Source organism: Corallococcus sp. AB011P, from assembly GCF_003611605.1.
GTDB classification, from domain to species: domain Bacteria; phylum Myxococcota; class Myxococcia; order Myxococcales; family Myxococcaceae; genus Corallococcus; species Corallococcus coralloides.
In genome coordinates this window covers 36,741-49,664 of the sequence record NZ_RAVX01000035.1, presented here as the reverse complement: position 1 = coordinate 49,664, position 12,924 = coordinate 36,741, and the positions used below count along the sequence as shown (strand labels likewise).

Here is a 12,924-nt window from a genome sequence, read left to right as displayed (position 1 = left end):
GCACAGCCAGTGTTGATCACGCCTGACGCTGGCCGGCAACCTCCAGATGCCCTCTGAAGCTGGGTCCAACCCTGAGGTTAGATCCGCCAGGTTGATTTTCGGGCCGGAGATCAGGGACAGCCCCTAGCGCGCGTCCGTGCGCTGGCGCAGGAGCCCTTCCTGGGCCACGGAGGCCACGAGCCGCCCGTCGCGGGTGAAGACGTGCCCGCGCGCCAGGCCCCGGGCGTTGCCGGCCCAGGGGCTTTCGATGGTGTAGAGCAGCCAGTCGTTGACCTTCAGGTCGCCGTGGAACCACAGCGCGTGGTCCAGGCTGGCCATCTGGAAGCCCGGCTGGAGGAACGTCTGCGCGTGCGGCTGGAGCGCGGTGCCCAGCAGGTTGAAGTCGCTGGCGTACGCGAGCACGTAGCGGTGCACATGGGGCTCGTCGGGCATGGCGCCGTCGGCGCGGAACCAGACGTGCTTCACGGGCGGCTCGGCGGTGGGCTCGAAGGGGTCCACGTACGTCACCGGGCGCATCTCAATGGGCTTGGCGGAGAGGAACTTCTCCCGGTGCCGCTCCGACATGCGGCCCGCGTGGCGCCCCAACAGCTCCAGGTCCGTGGGCAGCGACTCCGGCGGCGGCACGTCCGGCATGGTGGCCTGGTGCGTGAAACCCGGCTCCTCCCCCTGGAAGGACGCCATCAGCGTGAAGATGGGCTGGCCCTTCTGGATGGCCACCACGCGGCGGGTGGTGAAGCTGCCACCGTCGCGCACGCGGTCCACGGTGTAGACGACGGGCAGGCCCGCGTCCCCGGGGCGCAGGAAGTAGCCGTGCAGCGAGTGCACCGGGCGCTTCTCCTCCACCGTCTGGCTGGCGGCGGACACGGACTGCCCCAGCACCTGCCCTCCGAAGAGCTGCCGGAAGCCCAGGTCCTGGCTCGCGCCACGGAACAGGTTCTCCTCGATGGGCTCCAGCTTCAGGAGCCCCAACAGCTCGTCCAGCACCCGGCTCATGTACGTCCTCCCGTTTTGACGCACCCCGTCCATATCCCAGCCCCGGGCCCGTGCGCGCGGACCAATGTAGAGTGCGGCGCCTTTCTGCCTCGGAGGAGCCCGTGGCCTCGCTTTCCCTGCCAGACGCCGTCCGGCGGCACCCGGCGGCCTGGGGCATGGCGGCCACGTTCGCCGCCAGCCTGCTGCTGCGCGGGCTGTACCTGGCGGGTGCGCCGGACCGGGACTGGCCCTTCTCCGTCTTCTTCGCGGGCGACGCGCGCTTCTTCCACACCGCCGCGGTGGACCTGGCGCGGGGCCGCGAAGGCCCGGTCGCCCTGCCCTACCACCCGCCCCTGTTCCCCGCGCTGTTGGGATGGCTGTACCGGGTGCTGGGCGAGCCCGCGGGCAGCGCGCTGCCGTACAAGCTGGCGCTCGCCTGTCTGGGCGCGGCCACGGTGGCCTTCTGCCAGGGCTTCTGGCGGCGCCTGTTGGGGACGCCGTGGAGCCTGGTGGCGGCGGGGCTGTACGCCACGAGCTTCGGGTGGCTGGTGCTCTCCACCACGTACAGCAATGAAACGCTGTCCGCGCTGTGGCTGTGTTTAACCTGTGCGCTGGCGTTGCGCATGGGCGGCGGGGTGCCGTCCTGGCCCGCGGTGCTGGGATTGGGCGCGGTGATGGGCTGGGGCACCCTCACCCGCGCGGAGCACCTGGGACTGTGGCCCTTCCTCCTGGTGTATGCGTGGACGGCGCGCGAGCGGGGGCCCTGGAAGCCGTGGGCCCTGCGCTGGGGCGCGGCGATGGGCGTGTCCCTGCTGCTGCTCGTGCCTTCAGCGCTGCGCAACCTGGACACGATGCGCGAGCTGAACGCGCGGGCGCCGCACCTGGAGCCGCTGCCGGAGTGGGTGCCAGTCACCGTGTACGGGCCGCTCAACTTCGCCATGGCGAATCATGCCGGCGCCACCGGGGGCTTCACGCCAGCCCTCATCAATCAGGGCGGCAGCAACGGCCAGTTGGATCCATCCCATCCGGAGCACCGGCGCCTGCTCTTGCACGGCTACGCGGAAGGGCTGCGCTGGATGGTGGCCGCGCCCGGCGACGCGGCCCGGCTGCTCTGGACGAAGCTGGACCTGTGGCTGGACGGCCTGAGCCTGGGCGTGGGCGTGTCGGACGTGCCCGGAGGCCTCATTGGCGAGCGCGCCCCGGTGGACGTGTTCGTCCCCGACTCCGCGTGGCTCAAGTGGCCGCTGGCGGCGCTGCTCCTCGCCGGGATGCTGCTGTCGCTCAAGCCCGCGCACGCGCCCTTCCGGCTGCTGTCGCTGGTGGTGCTGCACCGGGTGCTCGTCACCCTCGCCTTCTTCGGCTACGCGCGCGGCCTGCTCGTCGTCTTCCCCGCGCTCCTGCCACTGCTGGTGCTGCCGCTGAAGGTCCTGGGGGAGCGCCACACGGCCGTGGCCCGGAGGCTGCCCGCGCTCGCCGGGGCGCTGCTGCTGCTCGTGTGGGTGGAGGCCGCGCTCATCGCCACGCGGGAAACACCCCGCCGCTTCATGGCCAGCGGCACCACCGACGCGGTGAATGGCAAGCTCATCCAGGACGACCGCGTCCGGCTCTGGCCCCAACCCTGAACAGGCGCCCGGCTGGAATACTGCGGGCAGGGCAAAACATTTCGTTGACCCCAAAGGGCGACTGAACACTTCAAGCCGTTGATTCTCTTTCACTTTCAGGAATACGGCTCTAATCAGGAATAACCGCAATACACACTTAAAAAGCACATGACCTAAGCAGGAGGCGCTCCGCCCCGGAGCCCGCCGGCCCCGTCCGGCGGCATCACCCGAGGAGACGTCATGCGCCCCCTGCGGTCCGCGTTGTGTTGTCTTGCCCTCCTGGTGTCATCCACGACGTACGCATTCCAACCCTCCCAGCCCGAACAGCAGAGCGCGGTGGCGAAGAAGGCCTTCTTCAAGCCGGACCTCTACCTGCCCATCCAGAACGTGCCGCTGGAGAAGGCGCGGTCGCTGATGCCGCGCGCGGGCGCGGACCGGTGGGCGGGGTTCGTCACCCGCTTCGGCGGCAACGTGCAGGTGTATCTGGATCCAATGTCCGGCATGCCCACGGGCATCCAGGGCAGCTTCCCGCTCATCCCGGGTGACGGCTTCCGCAACAACGTCACGCTCGAATCCGTCCGCCAGGGGCTGGGCCGCTCGGTGGGCAGCGTGGACGAGTCCGTGGTGGGAGAGCTCGTCTTCAAGTTCGTCGCGGACCACCAGGACGCGATTGGCGTGGACCTGCTGCAACTGGGCTCGCCGCGCGTGACGCAGGTGACGGAAACGCTGTGGCAGGTGCACATCCCGCAGGTGGTGAACGGCATCACGGTGCGGCACGGCCGGCTTTCGGCCACCATCAGCCACGGCAACCTCATCCTCCTGGGCACGGAGGCGTGGGCCAACGTGGGCATCGACACGAAGCCCCGCTTCAGCGCGAACCAGGCCCTCGCCGCGGGCAGCACGTTCCTGGGCCAGACGCTGTCGCCCACCAGCCTGTGGCAGCCGCCCACGCTGGAGGTGACCCCCTACGCGCGCACGGGCGCGGCCTTCGGCCAGGGCTACGGGCACGCGCTGGTGTGGAGCTACGGCTTCTCCAACCCCGGTGAGCACGAGCGCTGGAAGGTGACGGTGGACGCCAACTCCGGCGAGGTGCTCGCCGTGGAGGATGACAACCACTACTTCGACGCGCAGGTGAAGGGCGGCGTGTACCCGTCCACCAACATCGGCACCTGCACGTCCAACGAGACGTGCGGCACCATGCAGCCCAACACGCCCATGCCCTGGGCGAACACGGGCTTCGCGTCGCCCAACAACTTCACGGACGGCGCGGGCATCTACAACTACAGCACCGGCACCTTCAACACGACGCTCTCCGGCAAGTACGTGAAGATCGCCGACAGCTGCGGCGCCATCAACGTCAGCTCCGCCACGGGCAGCCTGGACCTGGGCGGCGTGAACAACGACCACGACTGCACGGTGCCCGCCGGCACGTCCGCGGGCAACACGCCGGCGGCGCGCTCCAGCTTCTACGAGCTGAACAAGATTAAAGAGGTGGCCCGCGGCTGGCTGCCCAGCAACACCTGGCTGCAGGGACAGCTCACGTCCAACGTGAACCTGAACAGCACCTGCAACGCCTTCTGGAACGGCAGCAGCGTGAACTTCTACAAGTCCGGAGGCGGCTGCCGGAACACCGGTGAGATTGGCGCGGTGTTCGACCACGAGTGGGGCCACGGCATGGACAACTACGACGCCAACGGCTCGCTCTCCAACTCCAGCGAGGGCTACGCGGACATCGCGGGCATCCTGCGCCTGCAGACGTCCTGCGTGGGCTACGGCTTCTTCCAGACGACGAACACGGGCTGCGGCCTGACGCCGGACGGCACGGGCTACAACCAGCAGGAGGCGCAGGTCGCGGGCCAGTCCTGGTGCAACACGCGCTGCTCGGGCGTGCGCGACGCGGACTGGGCGGCGAGCGTGCCGAACATCCCGGCCACTCCGCAGAACTTCACCTGCAAGATGTGCTCGTCCGGCTCCGGCCCGTGCAGCAAGCAGGTGCACTGCGCGGCGTCCCCCGTGCGCCAGGCGGCGTGGGACCTGGTGACGCGCGACTTGACGGCCGCGCCCTTCAACTACAACTCCAACGACGCGTTCCTCTTGGGCAACAAGCTCTTCTACCAGGGCTCCGGGAACATCGGCACGTGGCACGCCTGCAACTGCACCGCCGGCACGTCCGACGGCTGCGGCGCGACGAACGGCTACATGCAGTGGCTGGCCGCGGACGACGACAACGGCAACCTGGCGGACGGCACGCCGCACATGACGGCCATCTACGCCGCGTACAACCGCCACAACATCGCCTGCTCCACGCCCGCGCCCACCAACGGCGGCTGCTCGGCGGCCCCCACCGCGGCCCCCACCACCACGGCCACCCCGGGCGACAGCCAGGTGGGCCTGTCGTGGACGGCTTCCGCGGGCGCCAGCCAGTACTGGGTGATGAAGACGGAGGGCTTCGCGGGCTGTGACTTCGGCAAGGCGCGCGTGGCCACCGTCACTGGCACCAGCTACACGGACGCGGAGGTCGCCAACGGCCGCCAGTACTGCTACTCGGTCGTGCCCGCGAGCAGCAACGCGTGCTTCGGCCCGGCGTCCACCTGCACCTGCACCACGCCCACCTGCGCGGCGCCCGGCGCTCCCACGCTGTCCACCCCCGCCTCCGGCGCCACCGGCGTGGAGCTGCTCGCGGTGCTGGACTGGGCGGACGTGACGGGCGTGTCCGGCTACGAGGTCCAGGTGGCCACCGACAGCGCCTTCACCAACGTGGTGCGCAGCGCCAACTCGCTCGTGGCCAGCACCTGGACGGTGTCCCCGGGCCTGACGGCGACCACCGCCTACTACTGGCGCGTGCGGGCGCTCAACTCGTGCGGTGGCACCAGTTCCTGGAGCGCGACGCGCAGCTTCACCACGCGCGGCTGCGTCACCCTGGCGGCCCCCACCCTGACGGCCCCCGCCAACGCCGCCACGGGCGTCGCGCTGGCGCCGGCCCTGGACTGGTCCGACGTGGCGAGCGCGTCCGGGTACGACGTGCAGGTGGCCACCGACAGCGCGTTCACCAACGTGGTGCGCAGCGCCACCGGCCTGTCCTCCAGCGCGTGGAACGTGACGCCGGGCCTGTCCAACCTCACGGCGTACTACTGGCGCGCGCGGGCCACCGACAGCTGCGGCGCGAGCCCGTACAGCACCGCCTTCAGCTTCACCACCACCAACGTGTGCACGCCCACCGTGGCCACGTACAACTCCACCCTGCGCACCCCGGCCTGCGGCTCCGTGTGCGGCTGCGACACCGGCCCCACGCTGGTCAACGGCCGCGGCACGCTGTCCGGAGGCGCGGAGCCCAACCAGCCCAACACCCTGGGCGGCACCTGCGCGGACGGCTCCAGCGGCACCTACCACTCGGATGAGAGCATCGACCGCATCGTGCTCAAGACGGTGGACCAGGGCACCATCACCCCGGGCAAGCAGCTCACGGTGGACGTGACGGTGTGGTGCTACGGCACCAGCGACCAGTTGGACCTGTACTACACGACGAACACCACCACGCCGTCGTGGACCGCCATCAGCACGGGCCAGGCCTGCACCGCGGTGGGGGCGAGGACGTTCTCCTTCCCCGTCACCGTGGGCGGCACCACCGGCAACCACGCCGTGCGCGCGCAGTTCCGCTTCAGCAGCACCGCCACCAGCGCCTGCGTGTCCGGGACGTACAACGACCGCGACGATCTGGTCTTCAACGTCGCGTCCGCGGTGGCCACCAACCCCACCGCCCCGTCCGCGAAGCAGGTGCGCGGCCGGACCGTGACGGCGCGCTAGTCAAGACGCGCGCGGACATCCCGTAAGTGACATGGGGGCTCCCGGTCCAGTCCGGGGGCCCCCGTGCCTTTTCACGGCTTCACCACGTGTACACGACGGACGGCGCCGAGCGCTTCGCGGGCCCGTGGTGGACCATCTCGATGTTGTTGCCGTCCGGATCCAACACGAAGGCCGCGTAGTAGCCCGGATGGTAGGAGCGCTCGCCGGGGGCTCCGTTGTCACGGCCGCCCGCGGCCACCGCCGCCTGGTGGAAGCGGTGCACCATCTCCCGGTCCTTCGCCTGGAAGGCCAGGTGCACGCGCGCGGTGGGCTCGCGGTCGTTGCTGAGGAACAGCTCGTCCGCGGCCAGGTGCCGCTCGCTCTCGTTGAAGACCGGGATGCCCATCACCTCCAGCACGGCGCGGTAGAAGCGCTTGCTCGCCTCCAGGTCCCGGACCTGGAGGTGGACGTGGTCGAACATGCGGCCGTGGTGCAGTTCCATGGTCTGCCTCGCGTGATTGGCGTGTCGGGTGTCGTTCAACACCGCGCGCGCCCACGACCATCAGAGCTGCAATTCACGCATGTCAAGGCGGCCGCGCCCGGGAAGTCGTGAAAGCGGCAGCGACTTCCACAAAAGAGCGGGCACCCGGCGGCGGGACGACGCAGCTTCGTGCGATAGTCCGCGCCACTTCGCTGTTCTTGCCTTCAGGAGGGTGCCGCGATGTTCATCGAAATCATCGTCCTGCCCCGTGAAGAGCAGTCCCCGAAGCGGCGCGCGGCAAAAGCCTCCAAGGCTCCCCAGCCGCTGGAGAAGCGTGGCCGCGCGGAGCTGGCCCAGGTGTGGCGCGAGGAGGGCAAGGCCTTCCACGGCGCCGTCCTGGAGTTCATCAAGGCCCAGCACCTCTTGGGCGCGGTGAAGTGGATGAGCGAGCCGGGCCTCCTGCCCCAGGTGACGCTCGTCGCCTCGGACCGCGTCCTGGAGAAGCTCCAGGCGGAGCCCCGCTTCGAGGCCGGCCGCTCGCTGTCCATGAACCTGCAGACCTGAAAAGCCGCCCGTCCCCCGCGGCTTCCCCCCTCGCGTTTCCCATTTTCCAATCATTCATCCGTGACACCCGCGTGAGCCCTTCCGCGGCGCGTCCGGGCGTGGCCGGGGTGCGTCACCGTTGGCGGCGAAAGCTGTCTCATCGTGTTTCACGCTGCTGTCCGCCTTGACGGCGGTGTCTTGAATTCCACAGGATGCGCCTCCAACCCACGAGGTCTGGCCAACCGGCCCGGACTTGAGCGTGCGGTGTTTTTCGTCGTGCCTCCCGTCAGTGCGCCCCTCGCCTGGAATCGGAGCGGAACATGCGTTTGAAGAGAGTGGTCCCCGTCGTCGTGTCGCTGTGTTGCGCCACCGCTTCCGCCGAAGAGCCTCGTGACAAGGAGGTCTTCATCACCATCGGTTCGGACGCGGCGGGCACGGTGCGCTCGTCGTTGCGCGGCGGGAGCGCGCCCACGCTGGTGCGCGAGGCGAACGGGGTGAGCGTGCTCAAGCTCACCGAGGCCCAGCTGAGCGACGTCTCCTCCATCATGCACGAGAGGTATCACCGCTGCGCGGGCTACATGGCGCACGACACGCAGGAGGAGGCGCTCGCGGCGCTCACGCCCGCGCAGCCGACGCAGTCGCTGGTGAGCTACACGCTGGACAACGCGGCGGTGGTCAACTCGCTGTTCTCCGACCTCCAGGAGGCCAGCATCCGGGCCACCATCACCCAGCTGTCCAGTTACACGAACCGCTACTACAACAACTCCACGGGCGGCACGCAGGCGGCCAGCTGGCTGCGGGGCATCTGGGCGGGCTACGCCAACGGGCGCAGCGACGTGACGGTGGAGCTGTACACGCACTCCAGCTGGACCCAGCCATCCGTCATCGCCACCATCACCGGCGAGGTCTTCCCGAACGAGGTGGTGGTGATTGGCGGCCACCTGGACTCCATCCAGCAGTACGCGTCCAGCCCCTCCACCGCGCTCGCGCCGGGCGCGGATGACGACGCCTCCGGTGTCGCCACGCTGACGGAGGTGTTCCGGGTGGCGATGGCGAAGGGCTACAAGCCGGCGCGCACGGTGAAGTTCATGGCGTACGCGGCGGAGGAGGTGGGCCTCCTGGGTTCGAAGGCCATCGCGCAGGCGCACAAGGCCGCGAACGCCAACGTGGTGGGCGTGCTCCAGCTGGACATGACCAACTACCGCGGCTCCACGGTGGAGGTGTCGCTCGTCACGGACAACACCAACGCGGCGCAGAACGCGTTCCTGGGCAGCCTCATCGACACGTACACGGGCTACTCGCGCGCCAACATCGCCTGCGGCTACGGGTGCTCGGACCACGCGTCGTGGCACGCCCAGGGCTACCCGGCGTCCATGCCGTTCGAGGCGCGGTACGACCTGAACGAGCACAGCCCCTACATCCACAAGGCCACTGACACGCTGGCCAACAGCACGGACGGCACCAACTGGGGCACCGCCAACCACGCGCTGAAGTTCGCGCGCATCGGCGCCGCGTACATGGCGGAGCTGGGCAAGGGCGTCCTCCCGGGCATGCCCACGGACACCGTGGATCCGACGGTGTCGCTCACCGCGCCGGCGAGTGGCGCGACGGTGAATGGCACCACGAACATCACCGCGACGGCCAACGACAACGTGGGCGTCAGCAGGGTGGAGTTCCTGGTGAACGGCGCGGTGAAGGGCACGGCCTTCGCCTCTCCGTACAGCTACGCGTGGGACAGCCGCACGGTGGCCAACGGCACCCACACGGTGGCGGCGAAGGCGTATGACAGCGCGGGCAACACCGCCACCTCGGCGGCGCACGAGGTGCGGGTGGCCAACGTGTCCACGTCCGGCACCTACGACAGCACGTACAAGACGGTGCGTTGCAGCGCGGCGGCGGCCACCTGCGACAGCGGCACGCTCTTCAACGGCCGCGGCACCCGGGGCCCGGAGCTGAACACGCCCAACACGCTGCGCGGCACGTGCAAGGACGGCAGCACCGGCACCTACCGCAGCGACGAGTCCATGGAGGCCCTCAAGGTGTCCACCGTGGACGGCTCCAACTTCGCCGCGGGCAAGCAGGTGAAGGTGGAGGCCACCGTCTGGGCCTACCTCAACCCCGCGTCGGACCGGCTGGACCTGTACTACACGGCCAACGCCACCGCGACGACGCCCACCTGGACGCTGATCACGTCCGTCGTGCCGACGATCGCGAACCTGCACACCATCTCGGCCACGTACACGCTGCCCGCCGGCGCCAACCAGGCCGTGCGCGCGCAGTTCCGCTACGGCAACACCGCCCCGACCAGCGCGTGCGTCTCCGGCGAGTACAACGACCGCGACGACCTGATGTTCACCGTCCAGTGAGCAGTCCCTCACTGACTTGAGCTGACACGTGGAGGGGATCCGGAGCGCGAAGCCCGGGTCCCCTTCGTGTTTCAGGCCGTGAAGAGGGCCTCCTGCGTCCGCGGCGGAGCGTCCTGTCTCATCACGGGCGCGGAGCGAGGCCGGCTGTCACCCCGGCGCGAGGCGCTGCTCCAGGCGCGCATCAAGGACCTGTCCCTGCGGCTGGGGGGCACGCCCCTGGAGCGCTACATCGCGCAGCTCCACGCCGAGCTGGAGGCGAAGGGAATCTCCTTCAAGCCCCAGTGCTACCTGTCCGACGAGTGGGGTTGTCCGTCGGGGGTGCCCGTCATCGGCCTGCCCTTCTACCTGGCGGATCCGGACCTGCTGTCCATCGAAGCGGAGCTGGGTGGAAGCGCGGAGACGGAGGCCGAAATCCTGATGTACCTGCGCCACGAGGCGGGCCACGCGTTCAACTACGCCTACCGCCTCGAGGTGAAGTTCGGCCCGGAGACACCGGGCAGCCCGCACCTGGTGCTGCCCACGGACCTGTCGGATGAACTGAGGGGCCGCTTGGAGCGCGCGGCCATCACGGCGTTCCGAGCGCTCAAGCTGCGCGACTACGCACGCATCGACTTCCGCGTGTCCAGCCGCACCAACGAGCCCTACCTCCTGGAGGTGAACCCCAACCCCTACCTGGAGACCCAGTGCGAGGTGGCCATGGGGGCGAAGCAGCGCGGTCTGGGCTACGAGGCGCTCGTGCAGCGCATCGTGGACACCGCTGCCCGGCGCCACGGCCTGGGCGTGGGGCGCGGAGCCACGGCCGGTGCGCCCTTGAGGGAAGCGGCCCCCGCCCCGCACTAAAGCCCGGTCCGGAGTCCGGCGCGCGAGTGACGCCCCCACGGCACCGGGCCCGGATTCCGGTGGCCCGGCCGGAGGCGTTGCTCTATGGGGGAGGCGTGCTCCACCGTCAGTTCCTGGACCATGCGAAGGCCGTGGCCCGCTTCGCGCCCGTGCGGCCCGCGGTGAAGGCGGGCCTCCGGGCCGCGCTCGCGTTCTTCGTCCCCACCGTCGTGGGCACCGCGCTGCACCTGCCCGCCACCCTGTGGCTGGCGATCGGCGGCTTCAACACGTCCTTCGTGGACAAGGGCGGCTCCTACCACGCCCGCTTCCGCGCCATGGGCGGCACCGCGCTGGCGGCGGCGGTCTCCGCGGTGCTGGGGGGCCTGGCGGGAATGCACCCAGCCCTGGCCATTCCCGCCACCCTGCTGTGGGTGACGGCGTGCAGCTTCGCGGGCGTGTACGGCGCGGCGGCGAACCTCACCGGCAACATCGCCGCCACCACCTTCGTCATCGCGCTGGGGCTGCCCGTGGCCAGTGTCACGTACGCGCTGGAGTCCGGCGCCGCGGTGCTGGGCGGCTCCGCGTGGGCCATGGTGCTGTCGCTGGTGCTCTGGCCCATCCGCCCCTACCGGCCCGCGCGCAAGGCGGTGGCGGCGTGTTTCGACGCGGTGGCGGACTACGCGGAAGGGCTGTCGCGCACGGTCCAGGGCTCGCGCGAGGACGCCTGGCAGGCGCTCATCCAGGAGCAGCACGGGCGCATCCGCGAGCTGCTGGAGGTGGCGCGCACCACGCTCGCGGCCACGCGTCAGGGCCGGGGTGAGCGCGGCCGGGGCGAGCGGCTGCTGGTGCTGCTGGAGTGCGCGGACGCGATGTTCATGGGGCTCATCGCCCTGGGCGAGCAACTGGAGAGCCTGGGCCCGCCGGTGAGCGGCCCCGTTGGAGACCCGCGCGCGGCGGTGGCCGTGGCGCTCCTGGACTGCGCGAACACGGCCAGGGACCTGGTGCGGCTGGTGGAGCAGGAGGGCCGCAGCCGCCGGCCCCGGCCGGAGTGGGACGGACGCGCGCTGCGCGACGCGCTCGGAGACCTGGACGCGCGCGGGCTCGTCACGCGGCTGGAGCGGGCACGGCTGTCGGACATCGCGCGGCTGCTCACGGAGCTGCGTGAGCGCGCGGACGTGGCGCTCGACACCGCGTGCCGGCTGCCCGGCCCCCTCACCCAGGCCCCGCCTCCCGCACGAGAGCTGGCCGAGGAGTCCCACACATCCCTGCTGGACCCGGTGCGCGCGCACCTCACGCTGGATTCGGAGGTGCTGCGGCACGCACTGCGCGCGGGGCTCACCACCACGGCGGCGGTGTACGTGGCCAGCGTGTTCCGTCCGAACCACGGCTACTGGGTGACCATCACCGTGCTCACCATCATGCAGCCGTACACCGGCCCCACCTTCCTCAAGGCGCTCCAACGTGTGCTGGGGACGGTGGTGGGTGGCCTGCTGGCCATCGCCGTCGCGTCGTGGCTCCAGAACCCGCACGCGATGATGGGCCTCCTGTTCTGCACCGCGGCCCTGTGCGTGAGCCTCATCCCGCTCAACTACGGGCTGTACACCATCTTCGCCACGCTCACCTTCGTGCTGCTGGCGGAGATGGGCAGCGGGGACTGGACGCTGGCGCCGGTGCGCATCGTCAACACGCTCATCGGCGGAGCGCTGGCGCTCGCGGGCACCTTCTTCCTGTGGCGGCGCTCGGAGCACCAGCGCTTCCCGGCGCAGATGGCGGACGCGCTGCGCGCGGACCGCGAGTTCTTCGACGTGCTGGCCCGCGCGTGGCAGCGCAACGGGCCACCGGAAGCGGCGGCGCTGGCGGAGGCGCGCCGCAAGCTGGGGCTGGCCACCATCAACGCGGAGACGTCCTTCCAGCGCCTGCTCACCGAACCGCGCTGGCGCACGGAGGCGGTGGAGCCGCTGATGACGTTGCTCGCCTTCACCCGCCGGTTCGCCGCCGTCTGCACCCTGCTCGCGTCGCGGCGCTCCGTGCCCTCCACCCCGGCGGTGCAGGAGGCCCTGTCACGCTACGCGCGCGCCATGGACGCGAGCATGGAGGACCTGGCGGACGCGGTACACCACGGTCGCCGCCCCAAGCCCCTGCCCGCCTTCGACGCGCTCATCGGCTGGAACATCCCCGCCCCGGACAAAGCCGGAGCGGCCATGGGCGCCGAGGCTCCCCTGCTCCAGTCCCAGCTGGAACGACTGGCGCGCCAGCTCACCGTGCTCCACACCGCCGCCGTCCGCCGCCTGGAGGCCCTGCCCGAAGCTTCGTCCCAGGCACAGCCATCCACGATTAACGGGCCTTAGCAGAACAACTT

General features: G+C 70.3%; 8 protein-coding genes. 6 read left to right on the top strand and 2 right to left on the bottom strand.

Features of this window, described 5'->3' with window-relative positions; genetic code table 11:
• Nucleotides 1-123: 123 nt before the first annotated feature.
• Nucleotides 124-993 (bottom strand): acyl-CoA thioesterase II, encoded by an 870-nt coding sequence (gene tesB / locus D7X30_RS40180; RefSeq protein WP_120568271.1) that lies wholly within the window; start codon nucleotides 991-993, stop codon nucleotides 124-126.
• 155 nt (nucleotides 994-1,148) lie between these two features.
• On the opposite strand from tesB, the gene D7X30_RS40175 reads away from it, so the two are divergent.
• Entirely contained in the window at nucleotides 1,149-2,594 is a 1,446-nt protein-coding gene (locus tag D7X30_RS40175) for a glycosyltransferase family 39 protein (protein WP_120568275.1), read from the top strand.
• A 219-nt stretch (nucleotides 2,595-2,813) separates the two neighbouring features.
• Nucleotides 2,814-6,377: a fibronectin type III domain-containing protein gene (locus D7X30_RS40170; protein ID WP_120568270.1), complete on the top strand. Its 3,564-nt coding sequence runs from the start codon at nucleotides 2,814-2,816 to the stop codon at nucleotides 6,375-6,377.
• A 79-nt stretch (nucleotides 6,378-6,456) separates the two neighbouring features.
• Here D7X30_RS40170 and D7X30_RS40165 read toward each other — a convergent pair whose 3' ends face one another.
• A complete protein-coding gene (locus tag D7X30_RS40165; RefSeq protein ID WP_014397970.1) occupies nucleotides 6,457-6,858 on the bottom strand; it encodes a VOC family protein in 402 nt (133 codons plus the stop codon).
• A gap of 219 nt (nucleotides 6,859-7,077) precedes the next feature.
• On the opposite strand from D7X30_RS40165, the gene D7X30_RS40160 reads away from it, so the two are divergent.
• The 4 genes from D7X30_RS40160 (at nucleotide 7,078) to D7X30_RS40145 (ending at nucleotide 12,913) form a co-directional block, all read left to right on the top strand.
• The gene (locus D7X30_RS40160) at nucleotides 7,078-7,401 is read left to right on the top strand and encodes a hypothetical protein (RefSeq protein WP_120568269.1); all 324 of its coding nucleotides are present in this window, start codon (nucleotides 7,078-7,080) and stop codon (nucleotides 7,399-7,401) included.
• Between the two features lie 299 nt (nucleotides 7,402-7,700).
• The gene (locus D7X30_RS40155) at nucleotides 7,701-9,746 is read left to right on the top strand and encodes a M20/M25/M40 family metallo-hydrolase (protein WP_120568268.1); all 2,046 of its coding nucleotides are present in this window, start codon (nucleotides 7,701-7,703) and stop codon (nucleotides 9,744-9,746) included.
• Nucleotides 9,747-9,824: 78 nt separating this feature from the next.
• The gene (locus D7X30_RS43335; RefSeq protein ID WP_233592093.1) at nucleotides 9,825-10,586 is read left to right on the top strand and encodes a hypothetical protein; all 762 of its coding nucleotides are present in this window, start codon (nucleotides 9,825-9,827) and stop codon (nucleotides 10,584-10,586) included.
• Between the two features lie 26 nt (nucleotides 10,587-10,612).
• Complete coding sequence (locus D7X30_RS40145) at nucleotides 10,613-12,913, top strand: FUSC family protein (protein ID WP_233592092.1); 2,301 nt, start codon at nucleotides 10,613-10,615, stop codon at nucleotides 12,911-12,913.
• Nucleotides 12,914-12,924 lie beyond the last annotated feature (11 nt).